This is a genomic window from Bradyrhizobium sp. BLXBL-03 (genome assembly GCF_051853015.1).
Taxonomy (GTDB): Bacteria; Pseudomonadota; Alphaproteobacteria; order Rhizobiales; family Xanthobacteraceae; genus Bradyrhizobium; species Bradyrhizobium manausense.
The window spans coordinates 3,851,826-3,871,088 of the sequence record NZ_CP182470.1 but is presented as its reverse complement, the minus strand read 5'-3'; the positions used below and the strand labels follow the sequence as shown (position 1 = coordinate 3,871,088).

Sequence of the window (19,263 nt, the reverse complement as noted above, 5' to 3'; positions counted from 1 at the left end):
CACCGCGTTTGTCACCGCGAAGACGGACAGTGGTGGATTACGCCTTCGGCTAATCCACCCTACGAAGGGGCGACGAGATCTTGCGTTGGCCGTCGGGCAAAACACCCAAAATGCCAGTCAATCCGCTCGCCTAAAAATATTCCACTTTACCGAAATTCGGAAATGGCGTATGTGTCGCGGCAACCCGGCCCATGGAAGAGGGGCGTATCGCGATCGTCACGACGCGGGCCGGACGGCGGTGGGCGCAGGTCACATCGGCGCGATCAGGCTTTGCAGGGCGGGCAACCGTGAGCGAGGCCATCGCGCAAACGACCGGTGTGATTGCTGCGTACGGCAAAATCGTGTGGTCCTGGCGCCCGGAGCCTGTGCGCCAAGGCTCGTGGTGAGGTGCGATGTCCAACCGGGCGTGCACATCAGTCATCTGCGAGACGACGGGGGCAATAGTGCATCGCTCCCCGGGGAGATCACGACATAAGCCGTTCCAACCACTGCGCAGGGAAGGCCGGATGTTTCGGCTTCACCTGTATGCCGCTGTGCAGCCTCTTGTAGCGCAACCTATCGCACAGTGGACCGCGGGTGCCGGTCGGGCACCCGGTCTTCCCTGCGCCCTCTTTCAGATGAGGGTGAGGCGATGAAACAAAGCTCGGGCGAGATGAGCCGCGAGGATGCGAAAGTGTGTCTGCGATGAAGATGCGGATTGAAGAGCGACGCCGCCACCACACACTCCGTCATTGCGAGCGCAGCGAAGCAATCCAGAGTCTTTCCGCGGAGGGATTCTGGATTGCTTCGCTGCGCTCGCAATGACGGTGTTGATGCAGGTGCGCCCAAAAACGCAAACTCGTGCCCCGGACGCAGCGCAGCGTACCCGGCAATGCGGAGCATCGCCCGGTGCGGCGCGCTGCAGAGCCGGGGCCCACGCCACAGCATGCCTGCCCCCTCCCCATCACTTCTGCATGCCCGCTCGCTCTTGTAACATAATCGTCATACAGCAAAACTAAACGATTGCCGGGGGCCGCGGATCGGCGGCCGAGCCGCCTCACCGCTAGGAGATTTCGATGCGACGTTCACTGCTGCTGCTGTCGGCCGGGCTGACACTGCTGTCCAGCGGTTTTGCCTCCGCTGAGAACAACACGCCCCGCAACCTGATCCTGTTCATTCCTGACGGGCTGCGCGCCCTGAAGATCACCCCCGAGACCGCGCCGGCCATGGCCGAGGTCCGCGACAAGGGCGTCAACTTCAAGAACTCGCATTCGCTGTTCCCGACCTTCACCATGGCCAACGGCTCGGCGATGTCGACCGGCCACTACCTCGGCGACACCGGCGTGTTTTCCAACACGATCTGGACCAACTACACCTCGGTGCCAGCCGGCGACACGGTGGTGCCCTTCATCGAGAACGACGCCGTGCTCGGCGACATCGACGAGCATTTCAAGGGCGACTATCTCAACGAAGAGACGATTCTGAAGATGGCCCGCGACAAGGGCTACAGCACCGCCGCGCTGGGCAAGCATGGTCCGACCTACCAGTTCGACCACACCGACAAGCCCGAAAAGCCCGGCCTGCATTCGGTCGTGTTCGATGACGCCACCGGCGGCAAGAACGGCGTGGCGCTGTCGGACGAGGTCAAGGAGGCGCTGACCAAGGCCGGACTTCCCCTCGCCGCGCCGTCGCGCGGCGACAATGCAAAGGCGGGCGACGCCAAGACGCCAGGCACCACGGTCGCCAACGTCGCGCAGCAAGCCTATTTCGCCGACGTCGCCACCAAGGTGGTGCTGCCGATGTTCAAGGCACGCAACAAGCCATTCGTGCTGGTGTTCTGGTCGCGCGATCCCGACGGCACCCAGCACAATCAGGGCGACAGCCTCAACCAGATCCTGCCCGGCATCAACGGCCCGAGCACGATGGCGAGCATCAAGAACGTCGACAACAACCTCGCCCAGATCCGCAAGGCGCTGGACGAGCTCGGGCTTGCCGCGAGCACCAACATCATGATCCAGGCCGACCACGGCTTCTCGACCATATCCAAGGAGAGCAAGACCAGCCCCTCAGCCAAGGTCGGCTATGACGACACGCCGAAGGACTTCCTGCCGATGGGCTTCGTCGCCCTCGACCTGGCCAAGGCGCTCGACCTGCCGCTGTTCGACCCCAACGACAAGAACGCCGCCGTCACCGGCAACGCCCATCCGAAGGCCGGCAACGGCGTGCTCGGCAAGGACCCGACCAAGCCCGACCTCGTCGTCGCCACCAATGGCGGCTCGGACCTGATCTATCTGCCGAACAAGGACAAGAAGCTGGCGGCCAGGACCATCAACGCCCTGCTGGAGCAGGACTACGTCTCCGGCCTGTTCGTCGACGATTCCCTCGGCCGTTTCCCCGGCACCCTGCCGCTGTCGAGCATCAATCTGCGCGGCAAGGCGGCGACGCCGACGCCGGCGATCGTGGTCAACTTCCGCTCCTATGCCAGCGAATGCGGCGAGGCGCCGACCAATTGCTCGGTGCAGGTGGCCGACACCGTGCTGCGCCAGGGCCAGGGCATGCACGGCAGCTTCAGCCGCGGCGACACCTACAACTTCATGGCTGCGATCGGTCCGGACTTCAAAGCCGGCTATGTCGACGAGCTGCCGGTCAGCAATGCCGACGTCGGCATGACGGCGGCGCAGCTCCTCGGCCTGCGCGGTTCGCGCAATGGCAGCCTGGTCGGCCGGGTGATGTCGGAGGCGCTGCCCAACGGCGTCGTGCCGAAGGCGTTCAAGTCAGTCGAGCGGTCGAAGAAGAAGTCCGAGAACGGTCTGGAGACCGTGCTCAACGTCCAGCGCGTCGGCAGCCAGCGTTATTTCGACGCCGCCGGATTCCCCGGCCGCACGTTGGGCCTCGAGCCGGAGAGCGGCAAACAAAAAACGGCGGGGAAATAACCCCGCCGCTTGCTCTCGCGCCTCGCAAGGCGCGCGGGACTATTTCGGTTCTTACAGGCCCAGATTCTCTTACATTCCAATGTCGAAGACGTTAGGCAGTTGGCCCGCCAGAGGCAGCGCGGTGGCACCCAGGAAAGTCGCCACCATTGCCATCAGGCGACGGTTGTTCTGGCGCTTGCCGCGCATCTGGCCGGCGATCCACTCCAGCATCTCGCTCTTGACCTTCGAGGCATAGGACGGCGCCCAGCTTTCGATGTCGGTGTCCTGCGCCAGCGCGACGCAGCGCGGCGGCACTTTCAAGCCCGAAGCGCTCGCGGCATAATGGGCGACGGCCTTGGCCAGCAAATCGTCGAAGCGGCCCCCGTCGGCACGTTCGGTCGCGGCCTCGTTGATCTCGAACAGCGCCTCGGCTTCGGCGCGGCTGACCGGCTGGTCGTTGACCGCGGCGGCGGTCAGGATGCGCGCGCACCAGGCGGTGTCATCGGCATCGATGGAGCGGGAAAAGTGCACCCTGCCCTTGGTGGTCGGGCCTTCCCCCGTGATCACGCCGTCGCGCACGATGGTGAGGGCATGGGCCGCGGTGTCGCGGCAGGACGGTTCGAGCGACGGCGACTCAACGGAGTCTTCAAGTGACTTGGGCAGTGCGGCAGACATAGTTCACTTCCAGATTTCTTCTGATCGACCAGCATTTTCATGCGGGCGTAAAGGGGTGGTTAATGATTGGAAACGGGGGTCGCGACTTTTCTCAATGGTTGCCGATTAGTCGCTGCGAGGACCGTTCCGGTTCCGTAAGAGCGTCGGGCGGGCGTGATGCGGGTTATAAAAGGCATTATCGGGGCAAGCGAGACCGTGAAGCCCCGGTGGAGATGTTTCGCCGCAGGTGCGGCCGTAACAAAATTGTGCTGAGAAATCAGCCCTTCAGAGCAAGAATTCACATTTTACTTCAAGCGGTTCAGTTGGCGTTCACTTGGCGCCGGCAAGCCCCTATACTGGGTCTGACGGTCAGACGGCAATTTCCAAGCAATTTCAATGCGATGAGGTCAAACCATGACACTTCCGATCGGCACCACCGCCCCGGACTTCGAAGCCGAGACCACTGAAGGGAAGATCAAGTTCCACGATTGGATCGGTAACAGCTGGGCCCTGCTGTTTTCCCACCCCAAGGACTTCACGCCGGTTTGCACGACCGAGCTCGGCGCACTCGCCAAGCTGAAGCCGGAATTCGACAAGCGCGGCGTTAAGTTGATCGGCCTCTCGGTCGACCCGATCGACCGCCATGCCAAATGGGCCGAAGACATCAAGGAGACCCAGGGCGCCGCGCCGAACTATCCGTTGATCGGCGACACCGACTTCAACGTCTCGAAGCTCTACGAGATGCTGCCGGCCTCGACCTCGGGCGATCCCCTCACCCGCACGCCCGCCGACAACCAGACCGTCCGCAACGTCTTCATCATCGGGCCGGACAAGAAGATCAAGCTGGTGCTGGTCTATCCGATGACCACCGGCCGGAATTTCCAGGAGATCCTGCGCGTGATCGACTCGCTCCAGCTCACCGCCAAGCATCGCGTCGCAACGCCGGCCGACTGGTCGCAGGGCGAGGACGTCATCATCGCGGGCTCGGTCTCCAACGACGAGGCCAAGACGATCTATCCGCAGGGCTGGAAGGAACCGAAGCCCTACATCCGCATCGTGCCGCAGCCGAAGTGACGGGCTGCGGTTGCGACTAGCAACCGCGGACCGTCATCCCGGGACGATGCGTCAGCATCGAACCCGGGATCTCGAGATTCCGGGTTCGGTCCTGCGGACCGCCCCGGAATGACGCCATCAAGTAAAACGATCCGTCAGCAACAGACCCGCGGTCGACGAGACCGCGGTCACCACCGCGCCCCAGCCGATGTCGACGAACGCGACCGGCCAGCTCCAATGCTTGAGCAGTGCCAGCGCGGTGAGATCGAACGTCGCATAACAAAACAGGCCGAACAGCGCGCCATAGAGCAGCGTCGATTGCCAGGTCGCATCCGCAGAGCCGCTGACAAAGATCAGAACGCCGCCGACATAGAGCAGGTAGAACAGGATCGCCGGCAAAGGCTTCAGCTCACCCAGCATGTCGCCAACTTCCGCGGTGAAAAAGCCCTTGGCGATCAGACCAAGGAACAGGAAATCCAGCCCGGTCAGGACGACAAGGGTCGCGACATAAAGCACGGCGATGCGGTTCACTGGCGGCCTCCCCTGCCCGCAAAGCGCAGGCAGTCACATCTTGCCGTCAGCTACGTCACAGCGGGCCGATGGTTTCGGCCCGCCTCGTTCATCAAGCCGCTTGCACGCGGTCGAGGAAGCTGTCGACCTCGGCCTTCAGGCTCCGGCTCTCGCCCGACAATGCCTGGGCGGAGGCGAACATCCGGCTCGAGGTCTCGCCCGTCTCGCTCGCGCCTTCGGCTGCCTGACGGACATTGACGGCCACGTCGGCGGTGCCCGAGGCCGCCGCGCGAACGCTGACCGCGATATTGTGCGTGGCGCTGCGCTGCTGCTCGACCGCAGCCGAGATCGAGCCCGCGATGCCGCTGATGCGCTCGATGGTCTCGGTGATCGCCTTGATGGCGGTCACCGACTCCTCGGTCGCAAGCTGCATGCTCGCGATCTGGGTCGAGATCTCGTCGGTCGCCTTCGCGGTCTGGCCCGCGAGCGTCTTGACCTCCTGGGCCACCACCGCAAAGCCACGGCCCGCATCGCCCGCGCGCGCCGCCTCGATGGTGGCGTTCAGCGCCAGCAAATTGGTCTGCTCGGCGATCGAGGTGATGAGCTTGACGACGTCGCCGATGCGCGCGCCTGCTTCCGAGAGCTGCGCGATGCGCTGATCGGTGGCCTCAGCCTGCTGCACCGCCTCGGCGGAGATCGCGTTGGATTCCTTTACCCTTTTGGTGATTTCGGAGATCGACTGCGAGAGCTCGTCGGAGGCCGACGCCGCCGCTCGGACGTGGTCGGAGGCCTGCTCGGATGCGCCGGCCGATTTCGCCGACAGATCAGCGGTGGAGCGCGCGGTGTCGGTCAATTGCCGCGCCACGCGCTCGAACTCGCCGGAGGAACGCAGGACCTTGTCGAGCATGCCACCGACGCCGCTGCGGAATTCAGCAACGAAGTTGCGAAGGTCGGCCTTGCGCTGCTCGGCTGCCGCCGCCGCGGCTTCCGCCTGTTCGCTGCGCATCCGCGCCCGCTCCAGCGAATTGCTCTTGAACACCGCAACGGTGCGCGCGATCTCGCCGATCTCGTCGGCACGGTCCTCGCAATCGAGCGCGACATCGCTCTTGCCATTGGCGAGTGCCGTCAGCGAGCGGGTGACCGAGGTCAGCGGTCCGGTGACGCGGCGCACGACCAGAATGGTGAGCACCAGGACCAGCAGCGCCGCGATGCCGGCGGCGATCGCCATGCTTTCGATTGCACGAGACAGCATGGTCTCGTACTGCGCCATGGGGATGCCGACATAGAGAATGCCGACGATTTTGCCAGTCGCATCCGAAATCGGGAAATAAGCCGTCATGAAGGACTTGCCGAACAGCGTGGCCGGCCCCTTATAAGCCTCGCCACGGCGCAGGCCTGCTTGTGCCGGATGGTCGGCGGCAAGCTGGGTGCCAACGGCACGGTCGCCGTTCTCCTTTTTTACGTTGGTCGAGCGGCGGACGAACTGCCCGCTCGCATCGTCGAACACGAACAGGGTCGCATTGCCCCCGACATAGGACACCGTACGATCGACGATGGCGTGATCTTTGAACTCAGGCATCTTGGCGATCTCGGCGCGTGCCACCGCACCATCGCGCATGGTGATCCTGGCGTCAGGAACGACCTCGGCGAAGGCCAGCGCCAGCGTGCGCAGGCTGACCTCGATGTCGCGCAGCGCGCGATCGTTGAAGGCGGAGGTAAGAGACCAGTAGCCGGCGCCGACCACCAATGCGGTATTCATCGCAATCAGCAGGACGGCGCACAGGACAGCCTTGGTCCCCAGCTTGAACCGAGGCAAGAACTTCAGCGTTAACGAGTTGGTCATGAATGGAACCACCCCCGGAATTCCTGCATATTGATGCAATCCGCTTACGGCCCCATTAACGCTGGTTCACACCACCTCCCGCGGCATACTTTCCAAAGCGTAAACGAGGACGCACCTGCCCCCGCCAAGCCCCCCGCCTGCCATCGTCTGGCTCCGCGACGACCTTCGACTGTCCGATCACCCCGCCCTGCACGCCGCCGCCAGATCCGGCGCGCCCGTGATTTGCCTTTATGTGCTCGACGAAGGGGCCGGACGGGCCCTTGGCGGCGCGGCGCGCTGGTGGCTGGCCCAATCGCTGCGCGCGCTCGGCGCCGACATTGCAGCGCACGGCGGATCGCTGGTCCTGCGCAAGGGATCGGCGGCCTCGGTGATTCCCGAAGTGGCGCGGGAGACTGGCGCAGGCGCCGTACATTGGAATGAGATCGCTCAGGCCCCGCATCAGCTCGTCGAGAAACAGCTCGAAACAGCGCTGGCTAGGCTCGGCGTGGACTCGCAAAGTTTTCCCGGCGACTTGCTGGTCCAGCCGTCGGCGATCCGCAACAAGGAAGGCCGGGGCTTGCGCGTGTTCACGCCATTCTGGCGGCGGGTGCTGTCGCTCGGCGACCCACCCAAGCCGCTGCCCGCACCGAAGGAGCTGCGCCCGGGTCCGAAGATCGCGAGCGACAGACTGGAGAGCTGGCAGCTCGAGCCAAGCAAGCCCGACTGGGCCGGTGGCCTGCGCGAGAGCTGGACGCCGGGCGAGGCATCAGCCCGGGCGCGTCTGCGCGACTTCCTCAAGCACACGGTGCACACTTATGCCGGCGACCGCGACCGCCCCGATCGCCAGAGCACCTCGGGCCTGTCACCGCATTTGCGGTTTGGCGAGCTTAGCCCGCGCCAAATCTGGCACGCGGCCCGCTTCGCCGCGGCGGCGAATCCGGGGCTTGGCTCAGGCATCGACAAGTTCCTGAGTGAGCTGGGTTGGCGCGAGTTCTGCCGCCACCTGCTCCACGACCATCCGAATCTCGCCACCGAGAACCTCCAAACCAACTTCGACGACTTCCCCTGGAAGGCTGACAAGAAGGCGCTCACCGCCTGGCAGCGCGGCCGCACCGGCTACCCCATCGTCGATGCCGGCATGCGCGAGCTCTGGCACACCGGCGTGATGCACAACCGGGTCCGGATGGTGGTCGCATCGTTCCTGGTCAAGCACCTGCTGATCGATTGGCGCGATGGCGAAGCCTGGTTCTGGGACACGCTGGTCGACGCGGACGCCGGCAGCAATCCGGCCAATTGGCAATGGGTCGTCGGCTGCGGCGCCGATGCCGCACCTTATTTCCGCGTGTTCAATCCGGTGCTCCAGGGTGAGAAGTTCGATCGTGAGGGAGCCTACGTCCGGCGCTGGCTGCCGGAGCTGAAGGACATGCCGGCAAAGCTGATCCATCAACCGTGGCAGGCCACACCAATTGAGCTTGCGAGCGCAGGCGTTACGCTCGGAAAGACCTATCCACAACCGCTCATCGATCATGCCAGGGGACGCGAGCGAGCGCTCGCCGCCTACGCAAAGATCCGCAAAGGTTGAGCGTTGCTTTGACACAATCGTGAAACCCGCTATCGTCATCGTTCCATGCAAACCGTGGGGGACACGATATGGACGACGACAAGCCGATCACCGCGCAGGTGATGGAGACGATGACCACCGCCGTGGAGGCAACCAAGGACGCCGCCGTCACCGCCGTCAAGAAGGTGAAGAAGGTCGCGAAGAAAGCCGCGCCCAAGAAGGCTTCGAAGAAGAAAGCCAAGAAGGCTGCAAAGAAGGCTGCAAAGAAGTCTTCGAAGAAAGCAGCCAAGAAGTCTGCGAAAAAGGCTGCCAAGAAATCTGGGAAGAAAGCCACCAAGTCGAAAAAGAAGGCCAAGAAGGCCAAGCGCTGATCACAGCGCAAAGTGGGTCTCCGGGTTTGGGCGCGTCCGGAGGCCCCTCCTACCCTCGCCGCTTGGCGGCGCGCCGCCCCGGGTGATGCTGGCCCTTCGGATCGCGAAACTCGCTGCGATGGCCCCGCCGGTCCTCTTTCGCGAAGCGTCGCCGCTTCGCAGGTGAGCCGAACGCCCTGATCACCTTCCGTCCGTTGACCTTCTTGATAACGTAGCCGCCCTCGGCCATCGAGAACGGCGCTTTCAGCGTTCCCTTGTGGTCGAACTTGGTGCCGCGGGGATGCCTGAACGGCTCGAACCAGGACGGATAGACGAAGTTCGACATCGGCAAACCGTCGACCTTGAAGGTGTCTTCCTCCACGGCGTCGCAGACTTCATAGGCGTATTGGGTGTTCCGATTTTGGTCGGCCCAGAGATTGGCCATGGGATCGAGCACCATCTCAAACAGTTCGTGCGAGGCCGCCACGCTGACCGCCTCGCCATCCAGCGCTTTGACGAAGATCTTCGAGATCGGTTGGCCGCGATAGGTCAACTCGTGGCGTCCGAGCATATTCTTGTGCAGGGCATCGTCGAAATAGACCAATTGCCAATCGGTGGCCTTCGGCTTGCGCGTGACATAGAGGTCGACCGGATAGCCCCACACCGGCAGGAAATGCTTGTCGTAACACTTTTGCAGTGCCGCGGTGAGCAGCCTCATATCGCCGTCGCCAATCGACTCCCGGGCATAGTTGATGCAGGCAATCCTGACCGGCTTCAGGGACCTGCCGAGCAATGCGCGTTTTGCCGTCTTCATGGAAATCACCGTGGGCGCGGGCCGCTGAAATACGGTCAGCCTAACATGATTGACCTTGCACGTCAGGGATGTATTCCGGCAAGCCCGCCTACGCGCCGAAGCGGCGGTTGACCACGAACACCGCAGCCGCGCACATCGCCATGCCGGCGATCGCCAGCGCGTCGAGCTTCTCGCCGAATAGCAGATAGGCCATCAGCGAAGTCACGGCTGGCACCAGGTAGAACAGGCTCGCGACCGATGTCGCTGCAGCGTGGCGGATCAGCCAGTACAACAGGCCGATCGATCCGATCGAGAGCGCGACCGCAAGCCAGGCCAATGCGAGCACGAACTCCCGTGTCCAGTGCACGACCCGATCCTCGAACAGAAAGGCGGCGAGCGTGAAGAAGATCGTCACCGCCACGTACTGCACGAGATTGCCGGCGCGCCAGTCGATGTGGTTGCAGTAGCGGCGCTGGTAGAGCGTGCCAAGCGTGATGCTGATCAGCGAGACCACCGAGGCGAGCCAGCCCAGCCCGGCTTCGCCGGACATCGGGCGGTTGTGCAGGATCAGCCCGACGCCGCCGAGGCCGAGCACGAGGCCCGCCCATTGCACCGGGGTCACCTTCTCGCCCAGCCAGCGGTTGGCGATCGTCGAGGTCAGGATCGGCTGCAGCCCCGGGATGAGCGCGGAGAGCCCCGCCGGAATCGAATGCGCGATCGCAATCGCGGTGCCGCCGAGATAGAAGCCGTGGACGAGGATGCCGGCGACGGCGCTGTGCGCTATCCCTGCGCGATCAGGCCATTTCGGTCGGGCGATGCCTGCGATGATTGCCATCAGGCCGACCACCACCGCCATGCGGATGGCGAGGTAGGTGAAGGGATCGGCGTTGTCGACGACGTATTTGGTGGCGATAAAGCCGGTGCTCCAGAGCAGGACGAACAGCACCGGCGCTGTGCGGGCAGCGAGATGATCTTGGTTATGATTCATTGCCCTCTCATTGCCCGAGGGAGCGGTCGTGCGGCAATGCGAATTTCTGATGCTGCGCTGCGATGGACGCGGCGGCTCAGATCAGCCGCTCACCATTCTTCCGGACAGGGATCGATGATCTTCCAGAGTTCGACCCCGTTCTTGATCTTCTTCATGTCGGTGGTGAGCCCGCCATTGCGGCGGATCCAGTCTTTCACCGTATCCGGATAGTAGGACATCAGGTCGGACGTCCCTTCCGCACTGGTGACCTTGATGCCGAAGGTGAAGGCCTTGTCGTAGTAGGCCTGGTGGAAGCCGAGGCTCGCCTTGGGCGTCACGCAGATCTTGTTCAGCGGCACGATGCCGAGAACCAGCGTGCACGCCGAATTGCAGATGCCATCGATGATCACGCGCTCGCCGGTGTCGCGGACGCGCTTGTATTTGGCCTTGTACTCCTCGACATAGCCGCCGTGGTCGCGGGTGATATGCAGCTGGGCCCGCGCGGGAGTAGCGGCAGCGACGAAGAGCAACAGCAGGCTGAGGAGCGTGATGCGCATGGCAGCTTGACGACGAAAACCTTGCAAGGAAACGTACCGGCCCCGAAGAGCACCCCAGACAAAACCCCAAAGGAGCCGGCGCGAGAATTCTTTAGCCGGATTCTCTTTGGCCATACTTGTGTGGGGAATTCGTTAAGCATCCCGAAAAGGCCAAAAATGGGCAGCGTTCGCCCCTGGGTCCGGCAATTCTGTCACACCCGTCGAGGAATCTGCCGGATTTGTCCCGATTTCCAGGCTCCAGACGGGTGCCCCGGCGGCCCGAAATGGCTATAGATGACAGACTTATTTGCGGGTTCCGGAGAATCGAGATGAGCAAGTTGGCCCTTGTAGCCGCTTTTGCTGCCCTGTCGGCGGCAGTCCTTGCCCCTGGCTACGCGGAGGCGCGGGTGCACCACCGGTACCATCGCTATCACGCCAATCCGCTGCCCTACCCGATCAGCTATCTGCACAATTATGGCCCGGGAATCACCTCGGGCACCTTTGCCTACTATGACGGCCCGTCGACCAATCACTGCTACCAGAGCGCGGCTGGCTATGTCGGTCAGGACCGCCGCCGGCACCCCTGCTACTGAGGGGCGCCGCGAGCGTCCTCTCCCGGCGGGCAGTCCCTATCCGACCGCCCCCGACAGCAGCAACTGCTTCTCGATCTCATAGACCGGCAACTTGACGAGGTCCTTGCCGACCTCGCCGCGAAGCGCCCTGCGCACAGCATCCGAATAATCGGTCCGGATCATGCCCAGCGCGCGCGGTGAGGCCACCATGGTCAGGCCTGAGGTCTCCCCGGTGCTGAGCGCGGTATCCAGCCGCTCAGCCAGACTGCGCAGGAATGTGCGTTCGGCCTCGTCGTGCCAATCGGTCTGCTCCGCCGAGCTGCGGGCACCGCCGACGGATGCATGGAACCTGCCAGGCGCGTCGGTCCCTTGCGCGGCCGTGGATGGGTTGTCCTGCTCGCGAACCTCCCTGGTGTGAAGGTTCGGAAACATCTCGTCACCGAGATTTTCCAGGATGAGCGCCTTGCGTCCGTCGCACACGACGAGCCAGTCGCCCTTGTCGATCCTCATCTTGTTCATTGCACTGCTCCAAACCACCTGTGCGCCTATTCTTCGAATTCGGCGAAGGACGGCCACCATTGCAAGATTAGGCACGAAGGCGCACCGACGAATTGCGCAGGATCAACGAGGGTGGCGATGATCGAAGAGCTGGCCCGGCAAGTGATGGTCTGGCCTACGACGGAAGAGCGGAAGATTTGTTCATCAGCATTACATTTCGGCTCCGCCACAATTTAATCAGAACAACTTCGATATCCTTCGTTGCGTAAACGGAGGAATACATCATGAATCTCAAGATCGGCCTCGTCGCCGCGTCCCTGTTCGGTGCTCTTGCGGCATCGTCGACGGCGTCGGCCATGCCGGTTGCGCCGGCGCCTGCGACCGCTCAGGTCTCTGACGTCGAGCAGGTCCGCATGGTCTGCAACGCCTGGGGACGCTGCTGGTGGCGGCCGAACGTCTATTACGGTTACGGGCCCGGATATGGATATTATGGGCCGCCGCGCTATTACGGCCCGCGTTATTATGGCTATTACGGCTATCGCCGCTGGTGAGATTTGCAGGGGCCCTCTGGGCCCCCTCGCTTTGCGAGATAGCGGGCCTGCCACGGCCGATCAGGCTCGCGCAATTCCAAAACTGATCTAGATCAAAGATAAAATTTGGCGTGCTGTCATTCTGTTTCGATGGCTGATTTGATTGTTTTCCGATGCCCACAGACGGGCATGAATGTGCAAACCCATCTCGAAAGGCGGCAGGAGCACGAGGGCCGGAGCTTTGAATCCTTCAACTGCCCCGCCTGTACAAGGCTCCATTTCATCGACCTTACCACCGGTCAGCCGATGAGCCGCGACCGTTGACGGTGACATCGATGGCGGCATGACGTCCGCAATACGACGGCCGGAAATCCGATTTACTGAATCGCCATGTTTCGCCATGGATGGCCGCATATCGACGTTCATTTTATTGTCACGTTGTGGAGCAGAAAACCCTGCAACCCCTCGACAACCCGTTCGGCCCAAGGTTGTCACCCATGTCTTAGGTACGAAACGTGACCTATGTCTCCGGGCTGGACACAACCTTGGCCTGGCGCGCTCGGAAGGATTCGAACCTCCGACCCTCGGAATCGAAATCCGATGCTCTATCCAGCTGAGCTACGAGCGCCTGACCCCGGATATTGGGCCACCAGCCGAAGCGCCGCGGTCGTATGCTGGCTGGCCAGCACAGCGACGACGTTCGGTTCGGTTCGAATTAGCAGAGAGGCCGGACAATAAAAAGCCCTCCCGCCCCGTTTCGAGACGGGTCAAAAGCGCTCTCACCAAGTGGTGTTGAACAGACCGAAATGCGGCTGCTGCGCCACCAGCATCATCGGCTGGCCACGCTGCGGCATCGGACGCGCCCGGACGACCTTGCGCCTCGGGTGCGCCGGCGCCTGTGGCGTCTGGGCCTGGGCAACCTGAGCTTGCGGATTGGCGTCAGCCTTCTTGGCCGCAGCCGCATCGGCTGGCGTGAGCTGAGCGAATGTCTCGCGCACCCGTGCCTTGGCCGACATGTCAGCCGTCACGTCTGCCTGCGCGGTCGGCTGTGGCGCCGCGGCGGAAGCCGTCTTCACCACCGGCGCGGCAACGGTAGGTTGGTTGGTGTCGAGCACGACCCGGTCAGGCAAATGGCGATCGGACCGGATCCGGATCAGCGGCTGGTCGTAGCTCGCGACGCCGACGGTTTGGGCAATCGGCGCTATCGGCCAAACGAAATCTGCCGCAAACAACAATGCGAGCAGCGCTCCACCGACGAACATGAAATACCGAAAGATGGGCATTGACCGCGCTCCGCCCCGCATCCCCGCGTGGGCCCATCGCCTTAACCGGCGATCCTCTAATTGGTTCCTGCTCCCAGCCTTAGGTTCAATTGGCAACGCCAAGATTTTTGGCCAAGGGGCAAGGACGGTAACTTTTCCGCTAGCGGAATGGCCCCTCAGGCCCGCCGCGCCGTCACCAGCGAACACTTCGCCTGATCGGCGTTCACGTTGACGAATCCAACGGGAACGCGCGCAAAAGTCTTGCGGCTCTTCATGTTGACCGTATCCGCCAGAACGCGGCTGCGGTCGGTCAGGTGGCTGCCGTCGCGCCGCATGAACGCACAGACGATCTCGAGATCCTTTACGGCATAGTCGTTGCCATTTCGCACGGTGAACGTCACCAGCGCCTTCGAGCCGAGCCCGCCGCGACGCCAGGTCTGCGACGAGATCTTCATCCGGTCGAGCCCGGCGGCTTCCAGAGCCGAGGTATCTGAGGCTGAAATTGGCGAAGCAGAATCGTCACTTGCCAGTGCCAATTTCACGGGTTCGGTTTGGACGACATTGCCTTCGGAGGGAGGCATCAACAGCCAGACGGAAGCGCCGACCACGCTCACGGCCAGCAGCCACAATAGGCCTCGTTTCAACCAAATGCTGGTGGCCGCCTGGACCCGTTGCCGCTCCTCGCCGTTCCCGACGAAAGGTCCCAGTCCGATCCGGCCAAGCCTTGATTTCATGGATGCGTTGCTCGCTCCTCGTTTAATCCGCGAGACGAATTGAGGTTCCCGCCGCTGTGGCAAATCTCAGGGCGGAGCCATAGTGGCGATCGTCGATGGGGATCGCTAACATGCGCTGCAACATCGAAGGCCTTATCGGGAGGAATTGAAATGCCTTTCGCCGTCACCTGGGATCACGTCCATCTGCGCAGTCCCGATCCGGAAGCGACCGCCGCCTGGCTGCGCGATATCCTCGGCGGCGAGATCGTGCGCGCACCGGGACGAATCGACGTCAATCTCGGCGGCGCAAGGATCTTCATCGCGCCGCTGGAAGGTGACAGCGCCGTCAACCCGCCGCCTCAACATCCGCATCAGGGCCTCGACCATTTCGGTCTCACCGTGAAGGACATCGACGCCGTCGCTGCCGAAATCAAGGCCAAGGGCGTGACGTTCACGCGCGAGCCGACCACGATTCGGCCCGGCGTGCGCATCTGCTTCATCCGTGGTCCCGAAGGCATCTCCGTCGAGCTGCTCGAGCGCGACAAGAAATATACCTGACGCGGCGGGCGAGGCGCTGCCCGGCCAGCTAGGTCATGCTACCGGGCATAAAGCAGCGAATGGTGACGCCCATATAGCCATAGATCGGCCACACCATGGTTCGTCCAACCCGATTGGGCTCCGAGATCACGGCCTCCTCGGGCACATCAACCCAGACCAGCTCTTGCTGCTTGCCTTCGATGACGTAGCCGAGGCGCGGGATGCGCACACGATAGTGCCCGTCCTTGCTCTCCCAATCGGAATCCGATATCGCCGAGCCGTCTGCATCGGAGCAGCATGGTCCCTTGCCGCTGCGTAAGCTGTCGAACCAGGCCTTCAGCTCGGTACTGGTGTTGACGAACTGGCCGCGGTCGCGCGCGTGCCCGAGCGGGGCAATCAGCGCCAGCGCGCAAGCCACACTTGCCGCGCTTCGCCATGGTGTGGAACGGCCGATCCGCCGTCGTTTTATTTCACAAATCGTAGGACGCACATCGTACAGACGCGGCTCTTCGCCGCCGGAATTGATCCAGTTGCTCACGTTCGTCTTGCTCCAGCACCCCGCGGCCAGTGCAACAATGGTTATGCATTTCGCGGGCCAACTCTGATTCGCAACGACTGGCCTCGCTGCATGATCAGACCGTCATATCTGCATTACAGACAAGCCGGGACGACTACGGGTCGCATGCCGGCACAGGACACCGCCGGCAAAATTGCCGCGTTGCGCGAGGGGTTGCGCTTTGGCATAAAAGCTTCACCGGTGACGCCATTGGGCGATGGTGGCCGGCCGATGGGACGTTATGAAGAACGGCCTCTATTCGATTCACGTGAGCCTGCTCGATGGTCGAGTCGGGAAAGGCAGCGGCGTGATTCTTTTTCGCGACGGCAAGATCCTTGGCGGCGATGCCTACCTTTATTACACCGGCCGCTACGTGGTGAAGGACGACCACACGTTCAAGGGCGAGGTGCTGGTGCAACGACACACCACGCCGCGCGGCGATGACAATCCGCTGTTCGGTGGCCCTGCCCCTGTTGGCATCGGCGTCAGCGGGACCTACACCGATACTCGTGCGGAGATGACGGGAACGGCGCTGGTCGGCAAGGCCAGCCTGATTTTCGGCGCGACCCTGCACAAGCTCGTCGACGTCGATTAAAGCGTTTTCGAGCGAAGTGGATACCGGTTCGCGTCAAGAAAACGCGTCAAAACAAGAATCTAGAGCCCCATTCCGATTCCATCGGAACGGGAAAGCCTCTCGCGCGTACTATTCTGCGGCCTGCTCCAGTGGTGCGACGCGCGGCAAGATCATCTGGATGCGCGTGCCGCCGCCAGGCTCGGAATCGAGATCGAGCCGGCCGCCGAGCCGGTTGGTAACGATGCTGTAGACGATGTGCAATCCGAGACCGGTACCGCCCTGGTCGCGCCGCGTGGTGAAAAACGGATCGAAGGCGCGGCGCCGCACATCGAGGCTCATGCCACAGCCATTGTCGGAGACGATGACCTCCACATTGTCCTTGCCGGACTCGCGCACCTGGATGTCGATGATCCCGGGACGTCCGTCGGGGAAAGCGTGCGCCACCGAATTCAGGAACAGATTGGTCAGCACCTGGCCGTACGGGCCGGGATAGCTGTTCATGGTCAGATTGGGCTGGCACTCAACGTTGAGCGTCAGGTTCTGCTTGCGCAGGCCCGGGCGCAGGCTCATCACCACCTGCTCGGTGAGGTCGGCGAGGTCGAAGGTGCGCTGGTCTGAATAATTGCGATCGGCCGCGACCTGCTTGAATGACTGGATCAGCTCGGCCGCACGATTCAGATTGGAGACGAGCTGCGAGGACGCATCGCGACTGGTGTTGAGATAGTCGTTGAGCGTCGAGCGGCGAAGCTCGCCGCGCTCGACCTCGGCGCTGAACATGGCGGTCTTGCGCTCGAGCGCAGAGGCGACCGTCAGGCTGATGCCGACGGGATTGTTGACCTCGTGCGCGACGCCGGCGACCAGGCGTCCGAGGGCGGCGAGCTTCTCCGCCTCGATCAGCGAGGCCTGGGTCTCGCGCAGATTGCGCAAGGCGGTTTCGGCGGCGTCCTTGGCCTTGCGCATCTCCTGCTCGCCGCGCTTGCGTTCGCCGATGTCGAGCGCCACGGTGACGATCCGCTCGATCTCGCCCTCGGCATCGAGCAGCGGCAGCTTGTTGACCAGCCATTGCCGCATGTTGCCGGAGGCGTCCTTGTATTCCTCCTCGTAGAATCCGAGCCCCTTGCGCTGGCTCAGCACTCGCTTGTCGTTCTCGTCGGTCTTGGCAGCGCCATAGCGCGACATCAGGTCCGCGGTGGTGCGGCCGAGCGCATCACCGGGCTCGATGCCGAAGATGCCGGCCATGTAGCGGTTCATCAGCACGTAGCGGAGATTGCGGTCCTTGACGTTGATGACCGCGGGCACGGTGTCGATGACCTGCTGCAACAGGCGCCGGCCTTCGGCGATGGCATCTTCCGCCCGCTTCTGGTCGGTGATGTCGCGCAGCGTGCCCTCGTAGCGGACGATCGTGCCCTGCTCGTCCCGCACGCCGGTTGCGCTGTCGGAAAGCCAGAGGATGTCGCCGCTGCGCTGGCGCACCTGATACTCGAACTCGCGCACCATGCCGTCGCGATGCATCAACCGTTGATATTCCGCGCGCGCCTCGGGATGGACATAGATGGTGTGGGCGATGTCGTTGATGCTGTCGATCAGGTGCTGCGGACTGTCATAGCCCATCATCCGCGCCAGCGCCGGATTGGCGTTGAGAAGATCGCCTGCCGGCGTCGTCACGTAGATGCCGTCGACCGAGCCCTCGAACAGTTTTCGGTAGCTCTCTTCGGCCAGCCGCTGCTCGGTGAGCGCGCGCACCGCCGCTTCGCGGGCCGTATCGGCCTCCTCCAGCGCACGGCGGAACACTTCGGCCGCGCGTGCGATATCGCCAATCTCGTTGTTGAGATCGGCCGACGGGATCGACGTATCCTTCACGCCAGCCGCAAGCGCGCGGATGGAGCGCGCGATCTGCGCCAGCGGCCGCACCGTGCGCCCCACCACGAGGACGGCGGCGAGGATACCGATCAAGACGCCCATACTGCCTAGCACGATGCTCTGCCAGCGGGCCTCCGCCAGCGTCCGGGCAAAGTCGCGCGACAGCACATGGCCACGGCGGTCGCTGACGTCGCGCAGCAATTCGGTGACCCGGCCGATCAGCCGGCCCTCGGTGCCCAGCACCTCGCGGTCGATATCGGCGATCTGCCGTTCGCGCACGGCGACAGCGATGATGGCATCGGCGTAATTGTTCACCGCCGTCTTCAATTTGCCATCGGCAATGTTCATCGTCCGCATGCCCTGGGCGGCCTGTTCGGCCGCCGAGGGATTGCGCGCGAGCAGCCCAAGCGCGATCCGGCTCTGGGCTTCCGACAGGCGCGCGGCGAGATCACGGTCCCCGCTTTCGGAGACCGCCGCGTCGAACTGGTCGCGCAGCGGGGGCAGCCCGGCAAGCAGTTGCGCGCGGCGATCGATCAGGGTCGATATCCGATCCAGCCCGCTGCGATAGGTCGCGAGCCGCTCGGAGACGCCGTCGATCATGTCCTGCTGCTCGGGCGCGAGCTCGATCCGGGTCTTCTTGAGGATGTCGCTCAGCGTCGATGCGGCCCCGCCGACCTGCTTGAACTGGATGCCGGCGCCGGGATCGGTGACGAAGTCACGCGCGGCGAGCCGCAAATCGTTCATGCGGCGGTCGATGTCTTCGGCGAGATCGCCGACGCTTTGCAGCCGCTGGAGTTCGGCGAAGGTGGCATCGATGTGCCGGATCGCGATCACGCTCGCAGTCGAGGTGACGATGATCACCGCCAGCACCAGGATGAAGCTGCCATACGTCATCTGGCCGATCGATAGCGAAAATGATCGCTTCGGCGGCGGATTCGGTGGCGTTTCGGCGGACATTGGGGCGGAACCGGACTCCATACGCCCCTAATATACGCTGTATCGCCCCTCCGGGGGAACATGCCTC

Annotated in this window: 20 protein-coding genes and 1 tRNA gene; 8 read left to right on the top strand and 13 right to left on the bottom strand. The window is 63.2% G+C overall.

Annotated elements, in window-relative coordinates; translation table 11 throughout:
- The first annotated feature begins 1,055 nt into the window (after positions 1 to 1,055).
- Positions 1,056 to 2,912: an alkaline phosphatase family protein gene (locus ACNJX9_RS18575; RefSeq protein WP_439409831.1), complete on the top strand. Its 1,857-nt coding sequence runs from the start codon at positions 1,056 to 1,058 to the stop codon at positions 2,910 to 2,912.
- Positions 2,913 to 2,981: 69 nt separating this feature from the next.
- On the opposite strand, the gene ACNJX9_RS18570 is transcribed toward ACNJX9_RS18575, so the two are convergent.
- On the bottom strand, positions 2,982 to 3,566 hold the full coding sequence (locus ACNJX9_RS18570) for a hypothetical protein (RefSeq protein ID WP_439409830.1): 585 nt from the start codon (positions 3,564 to 3,566) through the stop codon (positions 2,982 to 2,984).
- Between the two features lie 393 nt (positions 3,567 to 3,959).
- Here ACNJX9_RS18570 and ACNJX9_RS18565 point away from each other — a divergent pair, with 393 nt between their 5' ends.
- Complete coding sequence (locus tag ACNJX9_RS18565; protein ID WP_057751633.1) at positions 3,960 to 4,619, top strand: peroxiredoxin; 660 nt, start codon at positions 3,960 to 3,962, stop codon at positions 4,617 to 4,619.
- A gap of 117 nt (positions 4,620 to 4,736) precedes the next feature.
- Here ACNJX9_RS18565 and ACNJX9_RS18560 read toward each other — a convergent pair whose 3' ends face one another.
- A complete protein-coding gene (locus ACNJX9_RS18560; protein WP_057751635.1) occupies positions 4,737 to 5,129 on the bottom strand; it encodes a DUF2177 family protein in 393 nt (130 codons plus the stop codon).
- A 91-nt stretch (positions 5,130 to 5,220) separates the two neighbouring features.
- Positions 5,221 to 6,951 (bottom strand): methyl-accepting chemotaxis protein, encoded by a 1,731-nt coding sequence (locus ACNJX9_RS18555; RefSeq protein ID WP_439409829.1) that lies wholly within the window; start codon positions 6,949 to 6,951, stop codon positions 5,221 to 5,223.
- Between the two features lie 169 nt (positions 6,952 to 7,120).
- Between ACNJX9_RS18555 and ACNJX9_RS18550 the strand changes: the two genes are divergently transcribed.
- Positions 7,121 to 8,512 (top strand): cryptochrome/photolyase family protein, encoded by a 1,392-nt coding sequence (locus ACNJX9_RS18550; protein ID WP_439410081.1) that lies wholly within the window; start codon positions 7,121 to 7,123, stop codon positions 8,510 to 8,512.
- Positions 8,513 to 8,580: 68 nt separating this feature from the next.
- Entirely contained in the window at positions 8,581 to 8,862 is a 282-nt protein-coding gene (locus ACNJX9_RS18545) for a hypothetical protein (protein ID WP_439409828.1), read from the top strand.
- A 49-nt stretch (positions 8,863 to 8,911) separates the two neighbouring features.
- Here ACNJX9_RS18545 and ACNJX9_RS18540 read toward each other — a convergent pair whose 3' ends face one another.
- From ACNJX9_RS18540 to ACNJX9_RS18530, 3 genes are all read right to left on the bottom strand, one after another.
- Positions 8,912 to 9,655 carry a hypothetical protein gene (locus tag ACNJX9_RS18540; RefSeq protein ID WP_057751646.1) on the bottom strand — a complete coding sequence of 248 codons (744 nt, stop codon included), beginning with the start codon at positions 9,653 to 9,655 and terminating at the stop codon, positions 8,912 to 8,914.
- Between the two features lie 88 nt (positions 9,656 to 9,743).
- Positions 9,744 to 10,622, bottom strand: coding sequence for a DMT family transporter (locus ACNJX9_RS18535; RefSeq protein ID WP_439409827.1), 879 nt, complete (start codon positions 10,620 to 10,622; stop codon positions 9,744 to 9,746).
- Positions 10,623 to 10,711: 89 nt separating this feature from the next.
- Positions 10,712 to 11,158, bottom strand: coding sequence for a hypothetical protein (locus ACNJX9_RS18530; RefSeq protein WP_057751653.1), 447 nt, complete (start codon positions 11,156 to 11,158; stop codon positions 10,712 to 10,714).
- Between the two features lie 308 nt (positions 11,159 to 11,466).
- Between ACNJX9_RS18530 and ACNJX9_RS18525 the strand changes: the two genes are divergently transcribed.
- On the top strand, positions 11,467 to 11,730 hold the full coding sequence (locus ACNJX9_RS18525; protein WP_057751828.1) for a hypothetical protein: 264 nt from the start codon (positions 11,467 to 11,469) through the stop codon (positions 11,728 to 11,730).
- 36 nt (positions 11,731 to 11,766) lie between these two features.
- Here ACNJX9_RS18525 and ACNJX9_RS18520 read toward each other — a convergent pair whose 3' ends face one another.
- A complete protein-coding gene (locus ACNJX9_RS18520; protein ID WP_057751655.1) occupies positions 11,767 to 12,228 on the bottom strand; it encodes a baeRF12 domain-containing protein in 462 nt (153 codons plus the stop codon).
- Positions 12,229 to 12,491: 263 nt separating this feature from the next.
- Between ACNJX9_RS18520 and ACNJX9_RS18515 the strand changes: the two genes are divergently transcribed.
- Positions 12,492 to 12,758 carry a hypothetical protein gene (locus ACNJX9_RS18515; RefSeq protein ID WP_057751658.1) on the top strand — a complete coding sequence of 89 codons (267 nt, stop codon included), beginning with the start codon at positions 12,492 to 12,494 and terminating at the stop codon, positions 12,756 to 12,758.
- An 87-nt stretch (positions 12,759 to 12,845) separates the two neighbouring features.
- Here ACNJX9_RS18515 and ACNJX9_RS18510 read toward each other — a convergent pair whose 3' ends face one another.
- The 4 genes from ACNJX9_RS18510 to ACNJX9_RS18495 form a co-directional block, all read right to left on the bottom strand.
- Positions 12,846 to 13,163, bottom strand: a complete 318-nt coding sequence (locus ACNJX9_RS18510; RefSeq protein WP_439410275.1) for a hypothetical protein — start codon at positions 13,161 to 13,163, stop codon at positions 12,846 to 12,848.
- A gap of 125 nt (positions 13,164 to 13,288) precedes the next feature.
- Positions 13,289 to 13,365 (bottom strand) — tRNA-Arg (locus tag ACNJX9_RS18505).
- Between the two features lie 151 nt (positions 13,366 to 13,516).
- Complete coding sequence (locus ACNJX9_RS18500) at positions 13,517 to 14,020, bottom strand: hypothetical protein (protein WP_439409826.1); 504 nt, start codon at positions 14,018 to 14,020, stop codon at positions 13,517 to 13,519.
- A 155-nt stretch (positions 14,021 to 14,175) separates the two neighbouring features.
- On the bottom strand, positions 14,176 to 14,733 hold the full coding sequence (locus ACNJX9_RS18495) for a hypothetical protein (RefSeq protein ID WP_439410080.1): 558 nt from the start codon (positions 14,731 to 14,733) through the stop codon (positions 14,176 to 14,178).
- A gap of 150 nt (positions 14,734 to 14,883) precedes the next feature.
- Between ACNJX9_RS18495 and ACNJX9_RS18490 the strand changes: the two genes are divergently transcribed.
- Positions 14,884 to 15,270, top strand: coding sequence for a VOC family protein (locus ACNJX9_RS18490; protein WP_057751664.1), 387 nt, complete (start codon positions 14,884 to 14,886; stop codon positions 15,268 to 15,270).
- A gap of 28 nt (positions 15,271 to 15,298) precedes the next feature.
- On the opposite strand, the gene ACNJX9_RS18485 is transcribed toward ACNJX9_RS18490, so the two are convergent.
- Entirely contained in the window at positions 15,299 to 15,787 is a 489-nt protein-coding gene (locus ACNJX9_RS18485) for a hypothetical protein (RefSeq protein ID WP_439409825.1), read from the bottom strand.
- 259 nt (positions 15,788 to 16,046) lie between these two features.
- On the opposite strand from ACNJX9_RS18485, the gene ACNJX9_RS18480 reads away from it, so the two are divergent.
- Positions 16,047 to 16,400, top strand: coding sequence for a GrlR family regulatory protein (locus tag ACNJX9_RS18480; protein ID WP_057751670.1), 354 nt, complete (start codon positions 16,047 to 16,049; stop codon positions 16,398 to 16,400).
- Between the two features lie 108 nt (positions 16,401 to 16,508).
- Here the strand turns inward: ACNJX9_RS18480 and ACNJX9_RS18475 are convergent, their stop codons facing one another.
- A complete protein-coding gene (locus ACNJX9_RS18475) occupies positions 16,509 to 19,196 on the bottom strand; it encodes a PAS domain S-box protein (RefSeq protein WP_439409824.1) in 2,688 nt (895 codons plus the stop codon).
- Positions 19,197 to 19,263: the final 67 nt, after the last annotated feature.

Excerpts from the sequence above, each read along its gene's own strand:
- ACNJX9_RS18575 (WP_439409831.1), top strand. The coding sequence starts at position 1,056 with ATGCGACGTTCACTGCTGCTGCTGTCGGCCGGGCTGACACTGCTGTCC.
- ACNJX9_RS18570 (WP_439409830.1), bottom strand. The coding sequence starts at position 3,566 with ATGTCTGCCGCACTGCCCAAGTCACTTGAAGACTCCGTTGAGTCGCCG.
- ACNJX9_RS18565 (WP_057751633.1), top strand. The coding sequence starts at position 3,960 with ATGACACTTCCGATCGGCACCACCGCCCCGGACTTCGAAGCCGAGACC.
- ACNJX9_RS18555 (WP_439409829.1), bottom strand. The coding sequence starts at position 6,951 with ATGACCAACTCGTTAACGCTGAAGTTCTTGCCTCGGTTCAAGCTGGGG.
- ACNJX9_RS18545 (WP_439409828.1), top strand. The coding sequence starts at position 8,581 with ATGGACGACGACAAGCCGATCACCGCGCAGGTGATGGAGACGATGACC.
- ACNJX9_RS18540 (WP_057751646.1), bottom strand. The coding sequence starts at position 9,655 with ATGAAGACGGCAAAACGCGCATTGCTCGGCAGGTCCCTGAAGCCGGTC.
- ACNJX9_RS18535 (WP_439409827.1), bottom strand. The coding sequence starts at position 10,622 with ATGAATCATAACCAAGATCATCTCGCTGCCCGCACAGCGCCGGTGCTG.
- ACNJX9_RS18530 (WP_057751653.1), bottom strand. The coding sequence starts at position 11,158 with ATGCGCATCACGCTCCTCAGCCTGCTGTTGCTCTTCGTCGCTGCCGCT.
- ACNJX9_RS18525 (WP_057751828.1), top strand. The coding sequence starts at position 11,467 with ATGAGCAAGTTGGCCCTTGTAGCCGCTTTTGCTGCCCTGTCGGCGGCA.
- ACNJX9_RS18520 (WP_057751655.1), bottom strand. The coding sequence starts at position 12,228 with ATGAACAAGATGAGGATCGACAAGGGCGACTGGCTCGTCGTGTGCGAC.
- ACNJX9_RS18515 (WP_057751658.1), top strand. The coding sequence starts at position 12,492 with ATGAATCTCAAGATCGGCCTCGTCGCCGCGTCCCTGTTCGGTGCTCTT.
- ACNJX9_RS18510 (WP_439410275.1), bottom strand. The coding sequence starts at position 13,163 with ATGAACGTCGATATGCGGCCATCCATGGCGAAACATGGCGATTCAGTA.
- ACNJX9_RS18500 (WP_439409826.1), bottom strand. The coding sequence starts at position 14,020 with ATGCCCATCTTTCGGTATTTCATGTTCGTCGGTGGAGCGCTGCTCGCA.
- ACNJX9_RS18495 (WP_439410080.1), bottom strand. The coding sequence starts at position 14,733 with ATGAAATCAAGGCTTGGCCGGATCGGACTGGGACCTTTCGTCGGGAAC.
- ACNJX9_RS18490 (WP_057751664.1), top strand. The coding sequence starts at position 14,884 with ATGCCTTTCGCCGTCACCTGGGATCACGTCCATCTGCGCAGTCCCGAT.
- ACNJX9_RS18480 (WP_057751670.1), top strand. The coding sequence starts at position 16,047 with ATGAAGAACGGCCTCTATTCGATTCACGTGAGCCTGCTCGATGGTCGA.
- ACNJX9_RS18475 (WP_439409824.1), bottom strand. The coding sequence starts at position 19,196 with ATGTCCGCCGAAACGCCACCGAATCCGCCGCCGAAGCGATCATTTTCG.